The organism is Pontibacillus chungwhensis (genome assembly GCF_030166655.1).
Classification (GTDB): Bacteria; Bacillota; Bacilli; order Bacillales; family BH030062; genus Pontibacillus.
Genome location: NZ_CP126446.1, coordinates 1,937,656 through 1,963,196 on the forward strand (window position 1 = coordinate 1,937,656; position 25,541 = coordinate 1,963,196).

Genomic DNA, 25,541 nt, shown 5'->3' on the forward strand with positions numbered 1-25,541 from the left:
CATGGCCATAAGAGACTTATCGGTATTGGTTGGTGTTATCCTAATCATCGTCATGTTAGTGATTCCAATGCCACCTGTACTCTTAAGTATATTTATACTCATTAATATTACATTAGCTTTAATTGTCATTTTAGTGGCAATGAATACAACAGAAGCGTTACAGTTTTCTATATTTCCATCCCTCCTATTATTACTGACGTTATTCAGGTTGGGATTAAACGTATCCACGACTCGTTCCATCTTAGCGAACGCAGAAGCTGGAGGAGTGGTTTCAACGTTTGGAACATTTGTAACCGGCAATAGTGCCCTTGTTGGTTTTGTCATTTTTGCCATTCTAGTCATTATTCAGTTTCTTGTCATTACAAAAGGGGCTGAGCGTGTATCAGAAGTGGCTGCAAGATTTACATTAGACGCCATGCCAGGTAAGCAAATGAGTATCGATGCTGATTTAAATGCAGGTTTAATTTCTGAACAACAAGCTAAAATGCGAAGAGAAAAAATTGAAAATGAAGCAGATTTCTACGGTGCAATGGATGGTGCTAGTAAGTTCGTAAAAGGGGACGCCATTGCAGGTATCATAATCGTTTTAATTAATATTATTTTTGGACTTATTATCGGGATGACTCAAAAAGGGTACGGATTCTCTGAAGCTATTGATACATACATGAGGCTAACAGTTGGAGATGGATTAGTCAGCCAAATTCCGGCCTTACTTATTTCCACTGCCACAGGTATTGTAGTTACACGAGTTGCATCTGAAGGAAATCTCGGAACAGACGTCTCCACCCAGCTATTAAGATATCCAAAACTTCTATACATTGCAGCAGCAACGATCTTTATGCTTGGTTTGACACCAATTCCAATACTGATCACGACTTTTATAGCAGGTGTTTTAGCATTCGGAGGTTACTGGTTATCGAGGGATGTAGCGTTAGACCAAGAACCTGATCCTGAAGAAGAAACAGAACAAGAAAGTTCTGATATGAAGTCTCCGGAGAACGTTGTGAGTTTGATCTCTACCGACCCTATTGAATTTGAATTTGGGTACGCGTTAATCCCTCTTGCAGATACGAATCAAGGCGGGGATTTACTGGATCGAATTGTTATGATCCGTCGTCAACTTGCCATTGAATTAGGGCTCGTTATCCCTGTTGTGAGGATAAGAGATAATATTCAGTTAAATCCAAATGAGTACCGTTTGAAAATCAAAGGAAACGAGGTAGCAAAAGGGGAGCTTCTCCTTGATCATTACTTGGCTATGAGCCCAGGCGTTGAAGAAGATAGTGTAGAAGGTATTGATACTCAAGAACCTGCATTCGGTTTGCCTGCAAAATGGATAGCTGAAGAGGTTAAAGAAGATGCGGAGATGTTTGGTTATACTGTTGTAGATCCTCCTTCTGTGGTGTCCACCCATATAACCGAAGTCATAAAGCAGTATGCCCATCAACTATTAGGAAGACAAGAAACGAAACAGCTCATCGATCATTTGAAGGAATCTTACCCGATTTTAGTAGATGAGGTCACGCCTGAACCTCTCTCTGTTGGTGAGGTCCAAAAAGTGCTTGGGAAGTTACTACGTGAGAACGTTTCGATTAAAAACTTACCTGTTATTTTTGAAACGCTCGCAGACTTTGGGAAAATGACGAATGATACAGAGCTTCTTGCTGAATACGCCAGACAATCATTAGCGACCCAAATTACACATCAATATTCAGCAGGTCAAAATGGACTGAAAGTCATTACCGTTTCAGGAAGAGTAGAAAAGACAATAGCTGAACATGTTCAACAAACAGAACATGGCAGCTACCTTGCGCTAGACCCAGAAACACAACAACAAATTGTTCAGTCTGTAGCAAGCCAGGTTGAACAACTCTCCTTGCAGGAAGAAACGCCAATAGTATTGTGTTCACCTGCCACAAGAATGTATGTGAAACAACTATTAGAACGCTTCTTGCCTCAAGTTGCGGTTCTGTCATATAACGAATTAGAACCAAGTATAGAGGTACAAAGTGTTGGGGAGGTGAACGTAGCATGAAGGTAAAGAAATACCGGGCACCCACTATGCCTGAGGTCATGAAAAAGGTCCGGAATGAGTTAGGAACAGATGCGGTGATCTTGAATTCTAAAGAAGTTCACGAAGGCGGCTTCCTGGGAATGTTTAAGAAGAAATCTATTGAGGTGGTTGCGGCTATTGACCCTGAACCAAAGCGAACTCAACAAAACCATGCCGCACCAACTACAGAAAAGATAAACAAAGAAGTTTCGGAGTCGAAACAAATCAAGCCGAGCCAGAATGTGTATGAAGAATTGCAAGAATTGAAGAAATTAATGAAAAATCAACCAACGAATAGTTCTGTTTTGTATCCTGGGGTTCTTCATAAGCTTTACACTCACCTAATCAATCACGAAGTATCAGAGCATATAGCCAAGCGTCTGATTGATCCGCTGGTAGAACATTACTACATTGCAAAGGGAGATATTGATCTTGAAACAGCTCGAGAGTGGCTAAAAGATCGTCTCTTTTCAGAACTTGAAGGAATTCCATTTGGGGGAATTGATTTTAAGAAGAAATACATTCATCTTGTTGGGCCTACCGGTGTCGGGAAAACAACTTCTATTGCAAAAATTGCAGCGGATTGTGTTTTGAATCATCGAAAGAAAGTGGCCTTCATCACGACAGACACGTTCCGGATTGCTGCTATTGATCAATTGAAGACTTACGCAAAGATATTAGACGTACCAGTAGAGGTAGCTTATAACCTCAATGATTATAAGAATGCCAAAGAAAAATTTTCTGACTGCGATGTTGTGTTGGTTGATACGGCGGGACGAAACTTTAAAGATGAAAATTACGTCCGGGAATTAAAGGAAATAGTAGATTTCGAGGAAGAAGTAGAAACGTATCTTGTTTTATCGATAACGAGTAAAGCGAAAGATATTGAAGCGATCTATCAACAGTTTAACGGTGTTCCTATAAAGCGGCTAATCTTCACAAAAGTAGATGAAACAGCTCATTATGGAGCAATGATTAATATGATGATGAAATATCATATCGGGGCGGCTTATCTAACGGATGGACAGAATGTGCCAGACGACATTCGAGAAGCATCTCCTGAGCGAATAGTTTCTCGGTTCGTAGGAGGTCTTTCCGATGAATGATCAAGCATCCAACCTCCGTGAAAAGCTAAAACATATTCAGTCTTCAAATGAAGCGAAAACAATAGCGGTTACGAGTGGAAAAGGGGGCGTCGGTAAATCGAACTTCGCTCTTAACTTCGGCCTCTCGTTAGCCGATAAGGGAAAACGAGTGCTGTTATTTGATCTTGATATTGGCATGGGAAACATTGATATCCTAATGGGGCTGACTCCGAAAAGATCCATCGTAGACATGTTCGAAAACAATTTATCAATCTATGACATTATTGAAGAAGGACCTAAATCCCTTTCTTATATTGCGGGAGGGTCAGGGTTATCTACCATTTTTAATTTTCATGATGGGCGTATGGACTATTTCTTTGATCAATTAGAGAAGCTGATGCAAAGTTATGATTATATTCTTTTTGATATGGGTGCAGGGATTACCCGTGAAGGAGTTCACTTTATCCTTGCGAGTAACGAATGTATTGTCGTGACAACCCCAGAGCCCACTTCTTTAACGGATGCTTATGCCATGATGAAGCACATTGATCAAAGGACAAAGGAGCTACCGATTCGGGTTGTTGTCAATCGTTCTTTCTCTAAAAAATCCGGTCAGGAAACGCTTCACCGATTACAATCTGTAGCAGAGAAGTTTTTAGACCGTACTGTTTATCCCCTCGGGATTCTGCCAGATGACCGAACGGTAGTAAAAGCTGTCACAGCTCAAGTACCTTATACCATGTATAACGATAAAGCATCAGTGAGTAAAGCGTTGAAAGATATTGTTCATGATTATATCGGAGATGGAAGTTCGATCGCGCAACCAAAGCGTTCATTCTTATCCCGGCTAAAGCATTCTTTATTAGAAAGGTAGATCGAATATGAACACCATTCGAGTATTGGTTGTCGATGATTCTGCCTTTATGAGAAAAATGATTCGGGATATTCTCGAAGCAGATCATCGGATTACGGTAGTTGGAACAGCAAGGAACGGAGAAGACGGACTTCTTAAGGTACAACAGTTATCTCCGGACATCATAACACTCGATGTAGAAATGCCTAAAATGGATGGTCTAACCTGTTTAAAAGAGATAATGAAAAATCACCCACTTCCTGTGGTTATGTTATCTAGTATGACTAAAAGTGGTGGGGAGAGCACTTTAAAAGCTATGGAATACGGCGCAGTTGATTTTATTGAAAAGCCTTCTGGTGCCATTTCTTTAAACATAGAGTCCATAGCTGAACAAATTGTAGGGAAAGTCATAGCAGCTTCAAGGGCGAATTTAAGAGAGGTTCAAAAAGCGCAGCAACCTCCGGTAAAGACGATTCATCCAAATCGATTTGCTTATTCAAAAAGCAAGCAAGATTTAGTAGCGATAGGAACTTCCACAGGGGGGCCTCGTGCTCTACAGCAAGTTCTTACAGCGCTGCCAGGAAACTTCCCTGCACCGATTGTAATCGTTCAGCACATGCCTCCTGGATTTACTCAATCTCTTGCGCTTCGACTTAATCGTTTGTGTAAGATTTCGGTTAAAGAAGCTGAGCATCAAGAGGTCCTCAAACCTGGTGTTGCGTACATAGCTCCTGGAGACTACCACATGAATATTCAACAGCAACAAACGAATTTAACTATTCACCTAGATCAGGCAGAGGCTAATAAAGGTCACAGACCAGCAGTAGATGTACTGTTTAACTCTATTGCTCACTTGCAACCGCTTAGTATGATTGCGGTTGTTATGACTGGGATGGGTTCAGATGGAGCACTAGGTGTAGAGCGGTTAAAAGCATCTAGCCATGCTGTAACTGTGATCGCAGAGTCAGAAGAATCATCCATTGTATTTGGAATGCCTAAAGCAGCAATTCTAACTAATTTAGTGGATGAAATTGTACATGTAAATGAGATCAGCCTAGCCCTCATGAAAAGGATAGGCGGACATAAGGGGTGAAGGTTATATGGAAATGAGCCAATATTTAGAGGTTTTTATTGAAGAAAGCAAAGAGCATCTACAAACTGTGAATGATTCTCTGCTGAAGCTAGAGAAGAATCCAGAAGACTTAAGTATTGTCCAGGAGATTTTTCGGGCTGCTCATACATTAAAAGGTATGTCAGCTACAATGAATTATCAGGATTTAGCAAATCTAACCCATAAGATGGAAAATGTTTTAGACCTCATTCGAAATCATAAAATTCACGTAGACAGTGACTTATTAGATATTATTTTCGATGGTGTAGATGATTTAGAGGCCATGGTAGGTGATATCGCAAGTGGTGGTCAAGGAGAGCGGGATGTTAAGGAAGTTGTGGAAAAACTTGAACGAATCGAAAAAGGGGAAACCCCAACTTCGGTCCAAAAATCCGAGGCGGTTTCACAGATGGAAGAAAACCATTCACATGATCATCCAAATCAACTTATCTTGGATGAATTTCAACGGACGTTATTAATGGAATCTGCTGAACAAGGGTTCTCAAATTATGAAATTACCGTTACCTTAACACAGGATTGCATGTTGAAAGGCGCAAGGGTATACATGGTGTTTGAAGTGTTAGAACAAGTAGGGGAAGTGGCTCAATCAGCTCCTTCAGTTGATCAGTTAGAGGAAGAGAATTTCGATTTAGAATTTAAAGTTCTTCTACTTTCAACTCATGAGAAAGAAGATATTAAAGCTCGTATATTAAAAGTTTCAGAAATTGACACTGTTCATGTCGTACAAGTAACTGCTGAAGACTATGTAACTGCTAATTCAGCAGAATCAAAAGAATTAAATAATGTGTCCTCTGAGCAAGAGACAAAAGAGAGTATTGAAAATGCGTCTGTAGCAGTTGCTGTGAAGGAAAAGTCAACTACTTCCGAAGCCCAAAAAACGAACGAAAACACACCCCAAAAGGCGGCTCAAAGCAAAACCATACGGGTAAACATTGACCGGTTAGATGTGTTAATGAACTTATTTGAAGAGCTCGTAATTGATCGAGGGCGCTTAGAGCAAATTTCTACAGATTTAAACCATTCAGAACTTCAAGAAACAGTTGAGCGCATGTCCCGTATTTCTGGGGATCTACAGAATATTATCCTCAATATGCGTATGGTTCCTGTTGAACAAGTATTTAACCGATTCCCTCGAATGGTGCGTCAATTAGCAAGAGATTTAAATAAGAAGGTGAACCTCGTTGTCGAAGGAGCTGAAACAGAGCTTGATCGAACTGTTATTGACGAGATTGGAGACCCGCTCGTTCACTTAATCAGAAATTCTCTTGACCACGGCATTGAGACACCAGAAAGTCGTGTGGAAAAAGGAAAACCAGAGGAAGGGAACCTTAAACTCCAGGCTTATCATAGTGGTAACCACGTCTTCATAGAGATTTCTGATGATGGCGGAGGAATCAATAGGGATAAGGTTCTTCAAAAAGCAATGAATAATGGGCTTGTCACCGCCGAGCAGGCATCTAGTTTAACCGATCAGCAGGTCTTTGATTTTATTATGTCTAGCGGGTTCTCGACTGCTGATAAAATCTCGGACGTCTCAGGGCGAGGTGTTGGATTGGACGTTGTGAAGAACACAATTGAATCACTTGGTGGTTCTATAACCATTGATTCTGCACCTGATCAGGGTTCTGTTTTTTCTATTCAATTACCTCTGACGTTATCAATCATTTCCGTTATGTTGGTTGAGGTACAACAAGAAAAATACGCTGTTCCTCTCTCATCGATAATTGAAACGGCAATTGTAAAGAAAGAAGATATTATGCATGCTCATAATAAACAAGTAATTGACTTCAGAGGACGCGTGGTTCCTCTTGTGTCCCTTGAGGATGTGTTTGAAGTGCCTCAAGAAACTGAGAAGGGTGACTATTATTCAATCGTAATCGTACGTAAGGGAGAGAAGATGGCTGGGCTTGTTGTAGATTCGTTCATAGGGCAACAAGAGGTTGTTCTCAAATCGCTCGGAAACTATCTCCAGAACGTATTCGCCATTTCGGGAGCCACTATTCTTGGCGATGGTCAAGTTGCGCTTATTATCGATAGCAATGCACTTATTAAATAAGGGGGTAAAGGGCAATGGAAAATCATGCAGAAGACGTGAAAGTAATTGTGTTCCAATTACAAAATGAAGAATACGGAGTCCCTGTAGGACGAGTTGGTTCGATTGAAAGAATGATGCCGATTACACGTGTGCCACGGACTGTTTCTTTCGTAAAAGGTGTGATGAACCTAAGAGGGGTGGTCACACCCATTATAGATTTGCGGGAGCGCTTTGGTATTGAAGGTACTTCTTACGATGAGAGTACCAGAATTATTATCGTGCACCTTGATGATATGGAGGTTGGGCTTGTGGTGGATTCGGCTAATGATGTCATTGATATTCCAAGTGGAACCATTGAGCCTCCACCAGAAGTAGTTGGAACAGTAGATGCTGATTACATAAGCGGAGTGGCAAAGTTGGACCGCCGACTTCTGATTCTCTTAAATTTAGAAGAAGTGCTTTCTGAACAAGAAATAAGACAGTTGCAGTCTATTGAAGGTTAAAAGCAGATGAAATTTGAAGAACAATTTACTTCTTATCATTTAGATGTTTTAAAAGAAATCGGAAATATAGGGGCGGGTAATGCGGCCACATCCTTATCCAAACTACTGCAACGAAAAATTGACATGAAAGTACCATCTGTAAGAGTCGTAGGTTTTGATGAAGTTATGGATATAGTAGGAGGAGCGGAACGTACGATCGTTTCCGTTTTCCTTCGTATCGAAGGAGATGCTCCTGGGAATATGTTCTTTATCATGTCACCAGGCCAAGCCAGTCGCTTTGTGAGGCATATGACAGGGGAGCAGGAATTTGATTTTAACGCACCACCATATTCGGAATTGTCTCTATCATCCGTACAAGAATTAGGGAATATTTTATCAGGATCCTATTTATCTTCTATGTCAGATTTTACCCAGTTATCCCTTTACCCATCTGTGCCATCTATAGCAATTGACATGGTTGGCGCAGTACTTAGCTTCGGGTTACTAGAGCTGTCACAGGTTAGTGATTATGCCATTGTTATTGACACTACGTTTGTAGATGAAGAATATCAAGAGGAAGAAGTGAAAGGTCACTTTTTCTTGCTCCCTGATCCGGCTTCATTTGAAACGATTTTCGCATCTCTTGGAGTATCTTCTAATGAGTCGTGAACAGGTTGTGAAGGTGGGGATCGCTGACTTCAATGTAGTTCGCGAACCAAATGTGATTCGAACTTCTGGGTTAGGTTCATGTATAGGGGTAGTTATCTATGATTTACGAGCGAAATTAGCAGGTATGGCCCACATTATGCTCCCCGATTCGACGATGGCTAAGGGAGAACGTATGAAAGAGGCGAAATATGCGGATACAGCTATTCCGCTCTTAATGGAACTGTTGAAAGAAGAAGGAGGCCGTTCATTTAAAGCTAAGCTTGCAGGAGGGGCTCAAATGTTTCAGTTTTCAAACAATGATATGATGCGTATCGGTCCCCGTAATCTAGAAGCCGTGAAAAAACAGTTGAAATCGTGCAGCATTCCTGTTGTAGCAGAAGATTGCGGAGGAAGTAATGGACGTACGATAGAATTTGATCCTTCAAGTGGAATAATGCAAATTAGAACAGTAAATAAAGGTGTGACAGAAATTTGATGGTTGGTTCGATATTATGGAATCTCCTCTTTGCTATCCTAGGAGCAATACTTACTTTAAGCCTATCCTATTCAGGTCATACAACCTCAACTACTTCTATAAAAGTAGGGGTTGTTTTCTTGGTCTTCTATTTATTTATGTATCTTTTTAGAAGGGTAATGGGAATGGCCCTTGTATCCAATTCTAATGGATCAAAAGAAGAGGTGGCATTTGAAGATGCTACCGATGAAACGTTACAGGAAACAAGCGAAAGGGAAGAAGGAAAGCAGGGTGAACAATCAGAAGACCAAATTAAGCAAACATCAGATATGGTGCGGGCTTTATTAAATGAAGAAGAATAAGAAGCAGCTATAAGAACAATGAGGAGGGTATCTATGACCAACAATTCGGCTCCTCAAGAAGAAATTCTATGGGAGCAATGGCACAATGAACGAGATGTAGAGGCTGGCGATGAGCTTGTAAAGAGATATATGCACCTTGTCATGTATCATGTGCAACGAATTGCTGCTCATCTACCTCAAAGTGTCAGTAAAGAAGATATCAGGAGTTTAGGATTAATCGGACTTTATGATGCGCTTGAAAAATTTGATGTCACTCGTGATTTAAAATTTGATACGTATGCTTCTTTTCGGGTTAGAGGTGCCATTATGGATGGACTTCGAAAAGAAGATTGGCTGCCTCGTTCCATCCGTGATAAATCGAAGAGGATTGAGCAAGCGGCAGATCAATTAGAGCAGCAGCTTCAAAGAGAAGCAACTTCAAAAGAGGTGGCAGATAGGTTAGGGGTATCCGAACAGGAAGTAGATTCTGTAATGAAAGATACCGTGTTTGCGAATCTTTTATCTATTGAAGAGAAGCCAAAAGATACAAAAGATGAGCATAAAGAGGGTATAGGATACTCCTTGCCCGATCAAAACACACCCACCCCCCATGATCAACTGGTTAAAGAGGAGAACTATCAGGATTTAGCTCAAGGGATCCAGCAATTAAATGAAAAAGAACAACTAGTAGTGAGCTTGTTTTATCAAGAAGAGCTAACGCTAACAGAGATCGGTCATGTTATGAGCTTAACTACATCACGAATCTCGCAAATCCATGCACGTGCATTATTTAAGCTAAGAAATGTGCTGAAAGATACGATAAGCATGTAAGATGGGGGTGAGTAAATGGGGATCATTGAAGGTTTTTCAGATTATTTTGGGGTGCAAATCACCCCTGACAAAATGTCGGCCACTCTTTTATTGAAAAAGGCATATCATACAGAACTCTCTTTCTCAAAAGACGATCTGTTAGAAACTTTATTAGAATATGGAGTTCGTTCTGGCTTGAGAGAAGACCATCTCCAGCTTGTTGTTTCAGGTGCTGAAGAGGTGGCGTTTCCTCTTGTGGTAGCAGCAGGGACCCCCTCTGAAGATGGAGTGGACGGGAGGGTCCAATATGAAAAGGAACTTTCTCGTTCTTTCTCCTATGAAGGAAAAAGCAATGTGAACTTTCGAGATGTAATCAGAATACCATCGGTTCACGCTGGTGATCCCTTGCTTACTATAACTCAACCAACGGATGGACGTTCTGGGATGACCATAACAGGTGAAGAGGTGCCTCCTAAACCCGGGCGTTCCGTTGTTCTCCGTCCGGGTCAAAATGTCGAATGGAACAAGAGAGAACAAAGGATGTACGCTACATCCGATGGCCAAATTTCCGTAGGAGACAGAAGTGTTCATGTCTATCCTCTATATGAAGTTCCTGGGGATGTTACGATGAGAACAGGGAATATTGATTTTGTAGGTAGCGTGTCGATACGTGGAAATGTACCAACAGGGTATTCCATTAAAGCGACAGGAGATGTGACCATTACGGGACTTTTAGAAGGTTCAAGCGTTGAAGCCGGAGGATCTGTATATATATCTGAAGGCATAGCTGGTCATGGGAAGGGATGGGTACAAGCAGGCACGGATGTGAAATGTGGATATATAAATCAGGGGAAGATTGAAGCATCGCGGGACGTGTTTGTTGAAAATTCGATTATACATAGTGAAGTCGTAGCAAGAAAACATATATATTGTCAAAAAGGTAATATCATAGGTGGTGCTCTATCTTCAGGGTCTTCGATTGAAGCCAAAGATGTAGGAAATAAAATGAATACCCCTACTTCTATTTATGTAGGTTCTAATAAAAAGCTTATAGAATTGCAACAAGAGCTTGAACAAGAGCAAGTTGGGTTAATGGACACCTTACATAAACTCTCGTTAATCGGAGACAAATTGCATGAGAAACAAGAGAAAACGGGATTAAGTGCAAAAGAGAGAATCACTCTCTTACGTCAACGTAACTCTTATGAACAAGCCTACAATAGATTGCAGCTGGTAAAAGAAGAATTAAAAGAGCTTGTTCCAGATTATGAGGGTGGGGAAGAAGCATACTTTATTACCCACGGTACACTATTTGCTAATGTGACCGTCTCCTTTGGGAAATACAAGCGAAAAGAAATCAGGAACTTTACCAATGTAAAATCTGTTTTTCATAATGGAGAAGTGTTGATACGCAGTATGGAGGAATAAAACAACAAGGGCTTTTAGTTAAGGGGGGACAACCATGACTACCTATTTACTGGTCATTAGTTTTTTATTACATGGTATTCTACTAGTGGCAATTGTACTTCTCTCCTTGAGAGTTTCAAAGGCAAAGGAAATCGAAAAGCGACAGGCTCAAGTTGCTAAAGAGATAGAAGACACCTTCACAGCATACTTGCTTGAAATAAAAGAGGAAAATGAGCGTCTACTGAATAAATTAGAAGAAAATGGTGAGAATGGGGAGAGGGTTCGGGTCCAAGAAGAACGTTACAATGCCCCTCAAGAAACGAAAAAGCAACAGGATCATCCAACCTCTGAACCAGTCACTTTCAAAGAAGCTGAGGAGGATTCGTTACCTGCGGAGATGCCAGTTGAATATAAACCACCCTTGCCAGAGGAACAAGTCGATTATCAACCTTCGATAGAGTCACGTATCCTACAAATGTATAAACAAGGGGCTACTGTGGAGCAAATTGCAAAGCGTTTAGACCGTGGCACAACAGAAATTGAACTTACGCTGAAATTTCAATTAAGAATGTCATAATTATTCTTGCTTGGAATGGTGTCGTATGATATATTTATTTTTGGTGTTAGTACACACGCTTGTCGATTCATGCGGGTGGTGCTCATGTAATGAGTTCCGTAATGAAGATGAGACAGGCGGAGGATAACAAATAACCATTAGGAGGAAACATCATGTCAGTAATTTCTATGAAACAGCTTTTAGAAGCTGGTGTTCATTTCGGACACCAAACTCGTCGTTGGAATCCAAAGATGAAAAAATACATCTTCACGGAGCGTAACGGCATTTACATCATCGACCTTCAGAAAACAGTTAAGAAGGTAGATGAAGCATTTAACTACGTTAAGGAAGTAGCGGCTAACGGCGGTAACGTCCTTTTCGTTGGTACTAAAAAGCAAGCACAAGAATCCGTTAAGGAAGAAGCAACTCGTGCTGGTCAGTACTACATCAACCAACGTTGGTTAGGTGGAACACTTACGAACTTCCAAACAATCCGTAAACGTATTGCTCGTCTTAAAGATATCGAGCGTATGGAAGAAGACGGTACATTCGACGTACTTCCTAAAAAAGAAGTTGTAGAACTTCTTAAAGAAAAAGAACGTCTTGTTAAATTCCTTGGCGGTATTAAAAATATGGAAAGTCTTCCGGACGTAATGTTCATTATCGACCCACGTAAAGAGCGCATCGCTGTAGCGGAAGCTCACAAATTAAACATTCCGATCGTTGGTATCGTTGACACTAACTGTGATCCAGACGAAATCGACTATGTTATCCCTGCGAACGATGACGCAATTCGCGCTGTTAAACTTCTTACTTCTAAGATGGCAGACGCTGTTCTTGAAGCTAAACAAGGTGAAGAAACTGAAGAAGTTCAAGCTGAAGAAGCAGAAACAGCTGCTGAATAAGGAAGGTTTGAAAGGTGATAAGAGGGATTAACCTTTTATCACCTTTTTTAAAGAAAACATAGGAATGGTATTCGTTCTTTAATGAGAAGCAGAGTGATTAGCGTTGCTTTTGCTTTTCTTTGAAACATAATATCGAACATTTAAGGAGGATTTTATAATGGCTGTAACAGCAAAACAGGTTAAAGAACTACGCGAACAAACGGGCGCGGGTATGATGGATTGTAAAAAAGCCCTTACTGAAACTGATGGTGATATGGAAAAAGCGGTTGAATGGTTACGCGAAAAAGGTATTTCTAAAGCTGCGAAGAAAGCAGATCGTATCGCTGCAGAAGGTTCTGCTTCCATCGAAGTAGACGGAAATACTGCTGTAATCTTTGAATTAAACGCTGAAACTGACTTCGTTACAAAGAACGATCAGTTCAAAGCAATGCTTTCTGAGCTAGGTCAGCATCTTGTGAAGCAACAACCAGCAACTGTTGAAGAAGCTCTTGAGCAACCACTTCACGGTGAAGGTGATTCTCTTCAAGATTACATCACTTCTCAGGTAGCAAAAATCGGAGAGAAAATTTCTCTTCGTCGTTTCGAAATCGTCACAAAAGGTGATAACGATGCATTCGGTGCTTACACTCACATGGGTGGTCGTATTGGTGTACTATCTGTTCTTGAAGGTACAACTGATGAAGCTGTAGCGAAAGATATTGCTATGCACGCAGCTGCTGTTAACCCTCGTTATGTAACTCGTGACGAAGTTCCTGAAGAGGAAATAAACGGCGAGCGTGAAGTGCTTAAGAAAGAGGCGCTTAACGAAGGTAAGCCTGAGCATATCGTAGAAAAAATGGTTGAAGGCCGTCTAAACAAATTCTACGAAGGTATTGTTCTTACTGAGCAAGCATTTGTTAAAGACCCAGACCAAAAAGTTAAGCAATATGTATCTGAAAAAGGTGCTTCCATTAAAGGCTTTGTACGTTACGAAGTAGGCGAAGGCATGGAGAAGAAAGAAGAAAACTTCGCTGAAGAAGTAATGAACCAAGTAAATAAATAAAAATATGATAGCTTAAGTGGAATAGGGGACACGTGGTGTTCCCTATTTTCAAAAGCTTACATAAATGTGATATGGAGGTTATTATGACAACAGCTCACTATCGTCGTGTTGTATTAAAGTTGAGTGGTGAAGCGTTAAGCGGTGAAGAAGGATACGGAATCGATCCTGCTGTTATTCAATCCGTGGCTCGCCAGGTTAAGGAAATTTCTGAGTTAGGTGTTGAAGTCGCAGTTGTTGTTGGTGGCGGAAACATTTGGCGTGGGAAAGTAGGCAGCGAAGTTGGCATGGATCGTGCGACAGCTGACTATATGGGGATGCTGGCTACTGTTATGAATTCTTTAGCCATGCAAGACAGTCTTGAGAATATTGGAATTCCTACACGCGTTCAAACGTCTATTGAAATGCGACAAGTAGCTGAACCATATATTCGCCGTAAGGCAATTCGTCATCTTGAGAAAAAACGAGTGGTCATTTTTGCTGCTGGTACAGGAAATCCGTATTTCTCTACCGATACTACCGCGGCATTGCGTGCTGCTGAGATTGAAGCAGATGTCATCTTAATGGCTAAAAACAACGTAGACGGCGTTTATAATGATGATCCGAAGCAAAATAAAGATGCGAAAAAATACGAAGAGCTATCTTATCTTGATGTTCTAAATGAGGGATTAGGGGTTATGGATTCTACAGCCTCTTCCTTATGCATGGACAATGACATTCCACTTCTAGTATTCTCGATTACGGAAGAAGGAAATATTAAAAAAGCCGTTCTTGGCGATCAAATAGGAACTATTGTGAGGGGGAAATAACATGCCTAAAACAGTATTACAACAAACAAAAGAACAAATGGAAGAAGCCGTACGCGCCTTTACACGTCAATTAGCTACAGTTCGTGCAGGTCGTGCGAACCCATCCATCCTTGATGGTGTAAAAGTCGATTACTATGGTGCTGTTGTACCATTGAATCAATTAGCAACGATCTCTGCTCCAGAAGCACGTATGCTCGTTATCACTCCATTTGATAAGTCTTCAATCAGTGAGATTGAAAAAGCTATTCAAAAAGCTGATCTAGGTCTTTCGCCATCTAGTGATGGTAACATCGTGCGTATTAATATTCCGGCTCTTAACGAACAACGTCGTAAGGACCTTGTTAAAGTCGTGAAGAAATATACAGAAGAAGCAAAAGTCCAAGTCCGTAATGTGCGTCGTGATTCAAATGATCAACTGAAAAAGCTTGAAAAAGACGGTGACATTACAGAAGATGAACTGCGCAGCTATCAAGATGATGTTCAAAAAGAAACGGATAAAAACATCGGTGAGATTGATAAAGTTGCGAAGACTAAAGAAGAAGAAATCATGGAAGTTTAATGTGTTTCCTTGTACAATGAATGATGAACCCTCTTATTAGAAGGGGGTTTTTCATTTTTTAGCTAGTCAAGGTAGGCAAATGATTGGCTTTCGCTTCAAAGCGAAAGCCACATTTTTCTATACACATACTATTAACGCCCCGTAATGGAGGATCTCGTATGGTACTAAAACTTCCTTTTTTCAAGAAAAAGGCATCGTCAGAATCAATACAACTAGATCGTACTAATATTCCAAGGCACGTTGCCATTATTATGGACGGAAACGGAAGATGGGCAAAGAAGCGTGGACTACCACGGGTTGCTGGCCATAAAGAAGGAATGAACGTAGTAAAAAAAATCGTTCGACGGGCAACGGATTTAAATGTAGGCGTCCTCACTCTTTATGCGTTTTCTACAGAAAATTGGAAACGGCCTAAAAACGAAGTAGAATTTATTATGAAATTACCTGATGAGTTTCTCAATACATATTTACCAGAATTGATTGAGAATAATGTCAGAGTTCAGACCATAGGGCATATTGAAAAGCTTCCCCCACATACCAAAAAAGCTGTTGAAAATGCAAAAGATCAGACCAAACGTAATACTGGCCTCATTTTGAACTTTGCGCTTAACTATGGGGGCCGTGACGAAATTGTACAAGCGGTGCGTCAGGTAGCAAAAGATGTAATAGATGAAAATGAAGATCCTTCAATCATCTCAGAGGAGATGATTGAATCTCACCTTTACACACATACATTACCAGATCCTGACCTGCTCATTCGCACGAGTGGAGAACAACGCTTAAGCAATTACTTGTTATGGCAGCTTGCCTATGCTGAATTTTGGTTTACAGAAGTGTTATGGCCTGACTTTGATGAAGGTCAATTCGAAAAAGCTCTCCATGATTATCAGAAACGAAAGCGACGTTATGGAGGGGTATAAGGTGTTGAAATTGTTATGAAACAACGAATCGTTACGGCGATTATATTTGGCTTGTTAATCATTCCTATATTTTTCTTTGGTCAACTTCCGTTTGTGATCCTTATTTATGGGTTCGCAACAATTGGTCTTGCAGAATTAATGAGAATGAGACGAATTTCGCCTATCTCCTTTCCAGGAGTCATTTCGTTTGTCCATCTATGGGTACTATTAGCTCCTGAAGAGACATTCTCAGGGGTCGTAGATATGACAAAAGCAGAATTCACTCTACTAGCTGTGTTTATCTTGCTTGGGTACACAGTACTTGTGAAGAACAAATTCACATTTGATGAAACAGGGTTTTTACTGCTTTCTGCTGTGTATGTTGGAATGGGCTTTTACTATTTAATTGCGACAAGAAATGTAGAGGATTTTGGCGTTCACTATGTATTTTTTACATTGTTGCTAATCTGGGCAACCGATACAGGTGCTTTCTTTTTCGGGAAATTTTTGGGCAAACGAAAGTTATGGCCACAAATTAGTCCTAAGAAAACAATTGAAGGCTCTTTGGGAGGCATTTTGTTGGCCTGTGTGGTCGCTGTGGTGTTCCAACTACTCGTTCCACTCGACAAGTCTATGTTTGTTGTGATTGCCGGAGCGGTCCTCATAGCTGTGTTTGGTCAGATTGGAGATCTAGTTGAATCAGCTTATAAGCGCCATTATTCCGTTAAGGATTCAGGGAAGTTACTACCTGGACATGGAGGCGTGTTAGATCGTTTTGATAGCTTGATATTTGTGCTGCCCATTCTGCATTTTATCCAATTTATATCATAGGATTAAATTAGCATAGGAGCGTGTATGATGAAACATATTGCTTTACTAGGGGCTACTGGTTCAATCGGTATTCAAACGACTGATGTCATCCGTAACCACCCCGAAGAGTTTAATCTATTTGCGATGGCTTTTCGCCGGAATGTAGAAAAAGCTTTGCCATTAATAAGAGAATTTGATCCGGAGATTATAGTCGTTCAAAGTGAAGAAACAAAGGCTGAGCTTATCGAAGCAAACGTACAAGCTGACGTATTAGTAGGTTCTGTTGCCATGAAGGAGATTGCCACTCATGACCATGTAGATGTGTTAGTGAATGCTGTAATGGGAAGTGTGGGGCTAGAAGCAACCCTTGGAGCGATTGAGTCCCGTAAGCAAGTAGCGCTTGCGAATAAAGAAACGCTCGTAACAGCTGGACACTTAGTAATGGAAGCAGCCAAAAGAAACGGTGTCGATATCCTTCCTGTAGACAGCGAACATTCAGCGATTTATCAATGTTTAAATGGAGAGAACCATTCGGACATTCATAAGCTTACCCTCACGGCTTCAGGAGGGAGCTTCAGAGATAAGGCGAGGTCTGAGCTTGAGGGTGTTACCGTTGAGGACGCTCTTAATCATCCGAATTGGAGCATGGGCGCAAAAATTACAATTGATTCAGCAACAATGATGAATAAAGGGCTTGAAGTTATTGAAGCGCACTGGCTATTTGATATCCCTTATGACGATATTGATGTTATTCAGCATCGTGAAAGCGTCATTCACTCCATGGTTGAATTTAATGATAAAAGCGTAATGGCTCAATTAGGTACCCCGGATATGCGTGTGCCCATTCAGTACGCGCTGACTTATCCAAATCGACTTGAAATGAAAGATACGAAAACGTTAAACTTAGTAGAAATAGGCAAACTCCATTTTGAAGAAATGGACTTTGAACGTTTTCCATGTCTACGTATGGCCTATGAAGCTGGAAGAGCCGGAGGAACAATGCCTACTGTACTTAATGCGGCTAATGAGCAGGCGGTAGCGCTCTTTTTAGAAGGGGATATTGATTTCCTTAGGATTGAATCGCTGATCGAACGTGCACTCAGCGAACATGAGTTAATTGAAAGGCCTTCTCTTGAAACAATTGTAGAGGTTGATCAGGAAACACGAGCAAGAGTTAAATCTTACGTAAAATAAAAGGTAGGTGCTATTTTTGCCGACTATATTAGCATTTATATTCATGTTTGGATTGCTTGTTTTTGTACATGAACTAGGTCACTTGATATTTGCTAAGCGTGCAGGTATGTTAGCTCGTGAGTTTGCAATAGGATTTGGACCAAAGATCTTTTCATTCATGAAGAACGAAACGCTCTATACAATCCGATTATTACCTATTGGTGGGTATGTTCGCGTTGCAGGGGAAGACCCTGAAATTGTGGAATTAAAACCAGGACACCATATTGGGCTTGAATTCAGCCAAGCTGGTAAGGTAAACCGGATTATTGTGAATAACAAATCGAAATATCCTAATGCAAGAGTGATTGAGGTTGAACAAGCTGATTTAGATCATAAGCTTATGATTCAGGGTTATGAGATTGATGAAGATGAAAAACTCATTTTTGATGTTGAACCAGATGCTCTGTTTGTCATGGATGAGAAAGAAACTCAAATCGCTCCTTATGATCGCCAATTTGCATCGAAGACGGTTCCACAGCGGGCCATGCAGTTGTTTGCTGGGCCTATGATGAACTTCTTACTTGCGATTGTCATCTTCTATCTGCTCGCTATGATTCAAGGGGTCCCTTCTAATGACTCTACACTAGGTAAGTTAACAGAAGATGGTCCTGCTCAAGAAGCTGGGTTACAGCAGGGGGATAAAGTAGCTGCAGTTGGTGGTGAGAACGTTGGAACATGGGTTGAGTTTGTTGAAATTATTCAAGAAAAACCTAATGAAACGGTAGAACTATCCATTGTACGCGACGGAGAGAACTTAATGGTTCCTGTTAAGACAGGCGTAATGGAACGAAATGGTGAAGAAGTCGGAAAAATTGGTGTATTCCAACCCAAAGAAAAATCCATGACCACTCTCGCAACCTATGGTTTTACAAAAACATATGAAATCACTACAATGATTTTGACGAATCTAGGGCAACTGGTTACAGGTCAATTATCGATTGATCAGTTATCTGGACCCGTGGGAATTTACAATGCAACAGATGAAGTTGTGAGTATGAGCTGGGCTAATTACTTGCCATGGATCGCTATGTTAAGTATTAACCTTGGGATTATTAATTTGGTTCCTCTTCCAGCCCTCGATGGAGGACGCCTTCTATTCGTTGGTGTAGAAGCAGTAAGAGGGAAGCCAATTGAACCGCAGAAAGAAGCCATTGTCCATTTCATTGGTTTTGCACTTCTCATGTTACTCATGATTGTTGTAACATGGAATGATATTCAACGATTATTTTTATAAGTAAATAGAGAGACGAGGTGAATTAGGATGAAACAGAGTGAAATGCTCTTACCTACCCTACGTGAAAATCCTGCTGATGCAGAGATTAAAAGTCATCAATTATTAGTTCGTGCCGGTTTCATCCGAAAAGTAGCTTCTGGTATATATTCCTTTTTACCAGCAGGTACAAAAGTGCTACGAAAAGTAGAGGCAGTAGTTCGAGAAGAAATGGAAAATGCGGGCGCAATGGAAATGAATATGACAGCCCTTCAACCAGCTGAACACTGGAAAGAAACAGGGCGTTGGAATACATTCGGCCCTGAGTTAATGCGTATGCATGATCGCCACAATCGTGAATTTGCCCTTGGTGCTACTCATGAAGAAGAAGTAACAGCCATCATTCGCGATGAAGTGAAAAGTTATAAACAATTACCATTAACGGTTTATCAAATTCAATCAAAGTTCCGTGATGAAAAACGCCCTCGTTTTGGGTTACTTCGAGGAAGAGAATTCCTAATGAAGGATGCTTACTCTTTCCACAGCACACAAGAAAGTCTTGATCAGGCCTATGAGCGTATTTTTAGAGCTTATAAAAACATCTTCACACGTCTTGGATTAAACTTCCGTGCTGTTATAGCTGATTCTGGTGCCATGGGTGGTAAAGATACTCATGAATTTATGGTGCTATCAGAAGTTGGGGAAGATACAATTGCATATTCGGATCAAAGTAATTATGCGGCCAATATAGAAATGGCTCCTGTCGTAACTTCATATGAGCCGTCTTCTGAGCAACCAAAAGATCGGGAAAAGATAGCAACTCCTAATTGTAAGACAATGGCAGAAGCTGCGGAAGCTCTTGGACATTCTCTTGAAGAAGGAATTAAAGCGATTATGTTCAAGCTAGACGATGAAAAGTTAGTTATGGTTCTAACCCGCGGTGATCATGAAGTAAACGATGTGAAGTTAAAGAATCTATATGATGCTAGCTTAATTGATCTTGCTTCTGAAGAAGAAGTGAAAGCAGCCATTGGTGCTGGTTTTGGCTCATTAGGTCCTGTAGGCGCATCAGAAACAGTAGAGATCGTGGCTGACAATGCTGTGAAGAGTCTTGTAAATGCTACTTGTGGAGCTAATGAAGATGGTTTCCACTTTAAAAATGTCACACCAGGCCATGATTTTGAAGTGACTCATTATGCTGACCTTCGCTTTATACAAGAAGGAGATCCTTCTCCAGATGGTGAAGGCACAATTCAATTTGCCAAAGGAATTGAAGTGGGACACGTATTCAAGTTAGGCCAGTTTTACGCAGAGAAAATGGGAGCAAACTTCCTAGATGAGAACGGGAAGAACCAAACACTTATCATGGGTTGTTACGGTATTGGTGTATCTCGTACACTAGCCTCTATTGTTGAGCAGTATCATGATGATGCTGGGATTACTTGGCCAAAGCAAGTGGCTCCATATCACGTTCATCTTTTAGCCCTTAATGTGAAAAAAGACGAACAAAAAGAATTAGCTGAACGTCTTTATGCTACTCTAAAAGAGAAAGGCATTGAGGTTTTATATGATGATCGAAAAGAGCGTGCAGGTGTTAAATTTGCTGATAGCGACCTTATTGGTATACCACTTCGGATTACAGTAGGTAAACGTGCCGATGAAGGTGTCGTAGAAAGTAAAATTCGTGTAACAGGCGAACAAGCCGAGGTACACGAAAGTGAACTAGTTGAACATATTGAAGCACTATTAAAAGAATTGTAAGTGGAAAATAGGTACCTTCGTCAGCGAAGGTACCTCTCTTTGCTTATGAAGGGGAGGATATGTAGCATGGACCTTTCGCAATTAGAAAAAATGCAGTTGCTCCTAAAGCAAATCGAAATGCCAGAAGATCTTGTGAATGCCCATTTTCAAGATAGCAAGTTAACAAAACTATCCGTGCACAAACCAACAAAGGAATGGCACTTTTACTTTTATATTCCAACCGTGTTACCACCAGAGGTATACGCTGTGTTCACTTCGAAGTTGTATGAAGCTTTTCATCATATAGCTACGATTACATGGTCAATTGAAACAGGCGAAAAGAAATTAGATGAAGACAGCATTTGTGATTACTGGATGCACTTTGTTAAATCAATACCTGATCTATCTCCTGCCTATAAAGACCTCCTTCATGAACAGCGCCCAAAAATTGAAGGAAACAAATTGGTTTTGCATGCACGGAATGATGCTGAAGCTCATGCTTTAAAGCGTCGATTAAGTGAACCTTTCCAGGCGTTTTGTAATCGTGTAGGGGCTTCTCTGTATGTGTTAACGGTTGAAGTGAGTTCTTCTGAGGAAGCACTTGAGCAATTCAAACAACAGAAGAAACAAGAAGATAAAGACATTGTTCAAAAAGCGATTCAAGAAAAGGAACAACGTGCGAAAGATAAAGATGATGATGAAGTCCTTCATGATGGGCCACTTCTTATTGGTTATAACATTAAAGATGTTCCTGATAAGATTGAGTCTATTCAAGAAGAAGAAAATACGATGGTTATTCAAGGGTATGTGTTTGATGTAGAAATTCGAGAGCTACGCTCAGGTCGTCATTTACTAATGGCTAAAATGACCGACTACACAGACTCTATTCAAGTGAAAATGTTCTCACGTCGAGATGATGACGAAGAGAAATTCCAGCGCTTGAAAAAAGGAATGTGGATCAAAGCAAAAGGGCGAGTTCAAACAGACAACTACACAAATGAGCTAACGATGATGGGGTCTGACATTAATGAAGTAAAGCCAGTGGTTCGAAAAGATGAAGCTCCAGAAGGAGAAAAAAGAGTTGAACTCCATGCTCATACAACAATGAGTCAAATGGATTCTACCGTTTCTGCTTCTAGATTAATTGAGCAAGCAGCCAATTGGGGGCATAAAGCTATTGCTATAACAGATCACGCAGTCGTACAATCTTATCCTGAAGCCTATGGTGCTGGTAGCAAGCATGGAGTTAAGGTTCTTTATGGTTTAGAAGCGAATATTGTAGATGATGGTGTGCCGATTGCTTATGAAGAACAGGATCGTGATCTGGCAACAGATGAATACGTCGTTTTTGACGTTGAAACTACAGGGTTATCGGCTATTTATGATACTGTAATTGAACTAGCAGCGGTTAAGATTAAAGAAGGCGAGATCATTGATCGATTTGAATCCTTTGCTAACCCACATGAACCATTAAGCCAAACCACAACAGATTTAACAGGGATTACAGATGATATGGTTAAAGATGCCCCTGACCCTGATGAGGTATTTAAAGATTTTCATAAATGGATGGGTGATTCTATACTCGTAGCCCATAACGCAAGCTTTGACATGGGCTTTTTAAATGCTGGTTTGCAAAAAATCGGGTATGAGAAAGCTTCTAATCCTGTTATTGATACGTTAGAACTTGCACGTCTAGTTGTGCCACAGTTAAAAAATCACCGTCTTAATACCTTATGTAAACAGTTCGATATTGAACTTACGCAACACCACCGTGCCATCTATGATGCGGAAGCAACAGGGTATTTGTTATGGAAGCTGTTAAAAGAGGCGCAGAAAAAAGATATTCATAACCATATGGATTTAAACAAATTTATGGGGGAAGGAAATGCTTATCAGCGTTCTCGCCCATCCCATGCTATTCTTTTGGCTCAGAATCCTACGGGTCTTAAGAATATTTACAAACTTGTTTCCATGTCCCTTGTGAATTATTTCTACCGGGTACCCCGAATTCCTCGTTCTGTGCTAAAGAAATACCGTGAAGGAATTTTAATTGGTAGCGGTTGTGACAAGGGTGAAGTATTTGAAGCCATGATGCAGAAGTCACAGGATGAAGCAGAGAAAGTGGCTGAGTTTTATGACTATATTGAAGTGCAGCCGCCTTCAAACTACTATCATTTAATCGAGAAGGACCTTGTACGGAATGAAGCCCATTTATATGACATTTTAAAGAACTTAATCAATATGGCTGACCGCCTAGAAAAGCCCGTGGTAGCAACAGGCAATACCCATTACGTAGACCCTCACGAGAAGATTTACCGTAAAATCCTTATTGGGTCCCAAAGTGGTAATCCACTTAATCGACAGACGCAACCAGATGTTCATTTTAAAACCACAAATGAAATGCTTGATGACTTCTCCTTCTTAGATGAAGAAACAGCGAAGAGGGTGGTGGTAACCAACTCTCAGCACATAGCTGATTCAATTGAAGAGATCAAACCCGTAAAGGACGATTTGTATACTCCAAATATTGACGGGGCGAACGATGAAATGCGTGAAATGACGTATAACAAGGCTAGAAGTATTTACGGAGATCCAATACCTGAACTTGTCGAAAAACGTATCGAAAAAGAGCTCGATAGTATTATTGGTAACGGATTTGCGGTAATCTATTTGATTTCACAAAAACTTGTAACGAAATCCTTAGATGATGGGTACCTAGTCGGGTCTCGTGGTTCAGTAGGTTCATCATTCGTAGCTACGATGACAGATATTACGGAAGTAAATCCTTTGCCACCTCACTATGTGTGTACGGCTTGTCAGAAATCAGAATTCTTTACAGATGGTTCGGTTGGTTCAGGTTTTGATTTACCAGAGAAAGATTGTCCGGATTGCGAGATTCCATATAAGAAAGATGGACAAGACATTCCCTTTGAGACGTTCCTTGGATTTAAAGGAGATAAAGTACCTGATATTGACTTAAACTTCTCTGGTGAATATCAACCACGTGCACACAATTATACGAAAGTGCTGTTTGGTGAAGATAAGGTATTCCGTGCAGGTACAATTGGTACAGTAGCAGAGAAAACAGCGTACGGGTTTGTAAAAGGCTATGCAAGCGATCATGAGCTTCAGTATAAAAATGCAGAAGTAGATCGGTTAGTACAAGGATGCACTGGGGTTAAACGAACAACCGGACAGCACCCAGGGGGGATCATTGTTGTCCCTGATGACCAAGACATTTATGATTTTACGCCGATTCAGTATCCAGCAGACGATCAATCATCTGAATGGATGACGACACACTTTGACTTCCATTCTATTCACGATAATTTATTAAAGCTTGATATCCTAGGGCATGATGATCCTACAGTAATTCGTATGCTACAAGACTTGAGTGGGATTGACCCTAAGACGATTCCGACTGACGATGAAGAAGTGATGAAAATCTTTAGCGGACCACAGGTTTTAGGCGTTGAACCTGATCAAATTATGTGTAAGACAGGAACACTAGGTGTACCTGAATTTGGTACTCGCTTTGTGCGCCAAATGTTAGAGGATACGAAGCCATCTACCTTCGCAGAACTTGTCATTATTTCAGGTTTATCCCACGGAACGGATGTCTGGCTAAACAATGCCGATCAGCTTATTAGTGACGGAATCTGTACTCTTTCTGAAGTAATTGGGTGCCGTGATGATATTATGGTTTATTTGATGCACAAGGGACTAGAGGCCCCTACAGCCTTTACCATTATGGAGTTTGTTCGTAAGGGACGTGGCCTTAAACCTGAGTGGATTGAAGAAATGAAAAAACATGGTGTACCAGATTGGTATATTGAGTCTTGTAAAAAGATTAAATACATGTTCCCTAAAGCCCACGCTGCAGCCTATGTTCTTATGGCAGTACGCATTGCTTATTTCAAAGTTCACCATCCGATTTATTTTTATGCAGCTTATAACACTGTACGTGCGAGTGACTTTGACATCGATACAATGGTGAAAGGTTCTGAAGCGGTTCGAGCACGTATCAAAGAGATCAACGGAAAAGGTCTCGACGCTACACCGAAAGAAAAAAGTTTATTAACCGTTTTAGAACTTTCTCTTGAAATGCAAGAACGTGGATTCTCCTTCCAAAAGGTAGATCTATATCGTTCTGCAGCAAGCGAGTTTCTTGTAGATGGGGATACCCTCATCCCGCCATTTAACTCCATTGATGGATTAGGAACAAACGCAGCCATCAATATTGTTAAAGCGCGAGAAGACGGAGAATTCTTATCTAAAGAGGACCTCCGAGAGCGGAGTCGAATTTCGAAAACAGTCTTAGAGTACCTTGATGATCATGGGTGTTTACAAGGATTGCCGGATAAAAACCAGTTATCCCTGTTCTAAACGAGACTTGCTAAAATTTCGTGTGTGTGGTATATTTTTGTTGGTATGACAGAAGATACGTATGAGAGTAAAAG

Annotated in this window: 21 protein-coding genes and 1 pseudogene; all 22 read left to right on the forward strand. The window is 40.7% G+C overall.

Translation table 11 applies throughout. From position 1 onward, the window contains the following. Window position 1: 1 nt before the first annotated feature. On the forward strand, window positions 2-2,035 hold the full coding sequence (gene flhA, locus QNI29_RS10050) for a flagellar biosynthesis protein FlhA (protein ID WP_231416360.1): 2,034 nt from the start codon (window positions 2-4) through the stop codon (window positions 2,033-2,035). After that, a complete protein-coding gene (gene flhF, locus QNI29_RS10055; RefSeq protein ID WP_231416361.1) occupies window positions 2,032-3,159 on the forward strand; it encodes a flagellar biosynthesis GTPase FlhF in 1,128 nt (375 codons plus the stop codon). The genes flhA and flhF overlap by 4 nt, the downstream gene beginning before the upstream one ends. Further along, a complete protein-coding gene (locus tag QNI29_RS10060) occupies window positions 3,152-4,012 on the forward strand; it encodes a MinD/ParA family protein (protein WP_231416362.1) in 861 nt (286 codons plus the stop codon). Before flhF ends, QNI29_RS10060 begins: the two co-directional genes overlap by 8 nt. Window positions 4,013-4,019: 7 nt before the next feature. Next, window positions 4,020-5,084, forward strand: coding sequence for a protein-glutamate methylesterase/protein-glutamine glutaminase (locus QNI29_RS10065; RefSeq protein ID WP_231416363.1), 1,065 nt, complete (start codon window positions 4,020-4,022; stop codon window positions 5,082-5,084). Window positions 5,085-5,091: 7 nt separating this feature from the next. Next, window positions 5,092-7,179 carry a chemotaxis protein CheA gene (locus QNI29_RS10070; protein WP_231416364.1) on the forward strand — a complete coding sequence of 696 codons (2,088 nt, stop codon included), beginning with the start codon at window positions 5,092-5,094 and terminating at the stop codon, window positions 7,177-7,179. A 14-nt stretch (window positions 7,180-7,193) separates the two neighbouring features. After that, window positions 7,194-7,661, forward strand: a complete 468-nt coding sequence (locus QNI29_RS10075) for a chemotaxis protein CheW (protein ID WP_231416365.1) — start codon at window positions 7,194-7,196, stop codon at window positions 7,659-7,661. Window positions 7,662-7,667: 6 nt separating this feature from the next. Continuing rightward, entirely contained in the window at window positions 7,668-8,309 is a 642-nt protein-coding gene (locus tag QNI29_RS10080) for a chemotaxis protein CheC (protein WP_231416366.1), read from the forward strand. Continuing rightward, window positions 8,299-8,784 (forward strand): chemotaxis protein CheD, encoded by a 486-nt coding sequence (locus QNI29_RS10085; RefSeq protein ID WP_231416367.1) that lies wholly within the window; start codon window positions 8,299-8,301, stop codon window positions 8,782-8,784. The genes QNI29_RS10080 and QNI29_RS10085 overlap by 11 nt, the downstream gene beginning before the upstream one ends. Beyond that, window positions 8,781-9,125: a hypothetical protein gene (locus QNI29_RS10090; RefSeq protein WP_284526982.1), complete on the forward strand. Its 345-nt coding sequence runs from the start codon at window positions 8,781-8,783 to the stop codon at window positions 9,123-9,125. The genes QNI29_RS10085 and QNI29_RS10090 overlap by 4 nt, the downstream gene beginning before the upstream one ends. Window positions 9,126-9,158: 33 nt before the next feature. Further along, window positions 9,159-9,935 (forward strand): FliA/WhiG family RNA polymerase sigma factor, encoded by a 777-nt coding sequence (locus QNI29_RS10095; RefSeq protein WP_231416369.1) that lies wholly within the window; start codon window positions 9,159-9,161, stop codon window positions 9,933-9,935. A gap of 15 nt (window positions 9,936-9,950) precedes the next feature. Next, complete coding sequence (locus tag QNI29_RS10100) at window positions 9,951-11,342, forward strand: flagellar assembly protein A (RefSeq protein WP_231416370.1); 1,392 nt, start codon at window positions 9,951-9,953, stop codon at window positions 11,340-11,342. Window positions 11,343-11,376: 34 nt separating this feature from the next. Continuing rightward, complete coding sequence (locus QNI29_RS10105) at window positions 11,377-11,898, forward strand: DUF6115 domain-containing protein (protein ID WP_231416371.1); 522 nt, start codon at window positions 11,377-11,379, stop codon at window positions 11,896-11,898. Window positions 11,899-12,050: 152 nt separating this feature from the next. Next, complete coding sequence (rpsB, locus tag QNI29_RS10110) at window positions 12,051-12,782, forward strand: 30S ribosomal protein S2 (RefSeq protein WP_036778753.1); 732 nt, start codon at window positions 12,051-12,053, stop codon at window positions 12,780-12,782. Between the two features lie 148 nt (window positions 12,783-12,930). After that, window positions 12,931-13,824: pseudogene (gene tsf, locus QNI29_RS10115) on the forward strand (translation elongation factor Ts); the annotation flags it as partial. Window positions 13,825-13,907: 83 nt separating this feature from the next. Continuing rightward, window positions 13,908-14,630 carry a UMP kinase gene (gene pyrH / locus QNI29_RS10120; RefSeq protein WP_231416373.1) on the forward strand — a complete coding sequence of 241 codons (723 nt, stop codon included), beginning with the start codon at window positions 13,908-13,910 and terminating at the stop codon, window positions 14,628-14,630. A gap of 1 nt (window position 14,631) precedes the next feature. Next, window positions 14,632-15,189: a ribosome recycling factor gene (gene frr, locus QNI29_RS10125; RefSeq protein ID WP_231416374.1), complete on the forward strand. Its 558-nt coding sequence runs from the start codon at window positions 14,632-14,634 to the stop codon at window positions 15,187-15,189. A gap of 158 nt (window positions 15,190-15,347) precedes the next feature. Then, complete coding sequence (locus QNI29_RS10130) at window positions 15,348-16,109, forward strand: undecaprenyl pyrophosphate synthase (RefSeq protein WP_231416375.1); 762 nt, start codon at window positions 15,348-15,350, stop codon at window positions 16,107-16,109. Between the two features lie 15 nt (window positions 16,110-16,124). Continuing rightward, entirely contained in the window at window positions 16,125-16,919 is a 795-nt protein-coding gene (locus tag QNI29_RS10135) for a phosphatidate cytidylyltransferase (RefSeq protein ID WP_231416376.1), read from the forward strand. Between the two features lie 27 nt (window positions 16,920-16,946). Further along, on the forward strand, window positions 16,947-18,092 hold the full coding sequence (gene dxr, locus QNI29_RS10140) for a 1-deoxy-D-xylulose-5-phosphate reductoisomerase (RefSeq protein WP_231417555.1): 1,146 nt from the start codon (window positions 16,947-16,949) through the stop codon (window positions 18,090-18,092). 16 nt (window positions 18,093-18,108) lie between these two features. Then, a complete protein-coding gene (gene rseP, locus QNI29_RS10145) occupies window positions 18,109-19,365 on the forward strand; it encodes an RIP metalloprotease RseP (protein WP_231416377.1) in 1,257 nt (418 codons plus the stop codon). Between the two features lie 27 nt (window positions 19,366-19,392). Further along, window positions 19,393-21,102, forward strand: coding sequence for a proline--tRNA ligase (locus tag QNI29_RS10150; protein WP_231416378.1), 1,710 nt, complete (start codon window positions 19,393-19,395; stop codon window positions 21,100-21,102). 66 nt (window positions 21,103-21,168) lie between these two features. Further along, complete coding sequence (locus QNI29_RS10155) at window positions 21,169-25,467, forward strand: PolC-type DNA polymerase III (RefSeq protein ID WP_231416379.1); 4,299 nt, start codon at window positions 21,169-21,171, stop codon at window positions 25,465-25,467. Window positions 25,468-25,541: the final 74 nt, after the last annotated feature.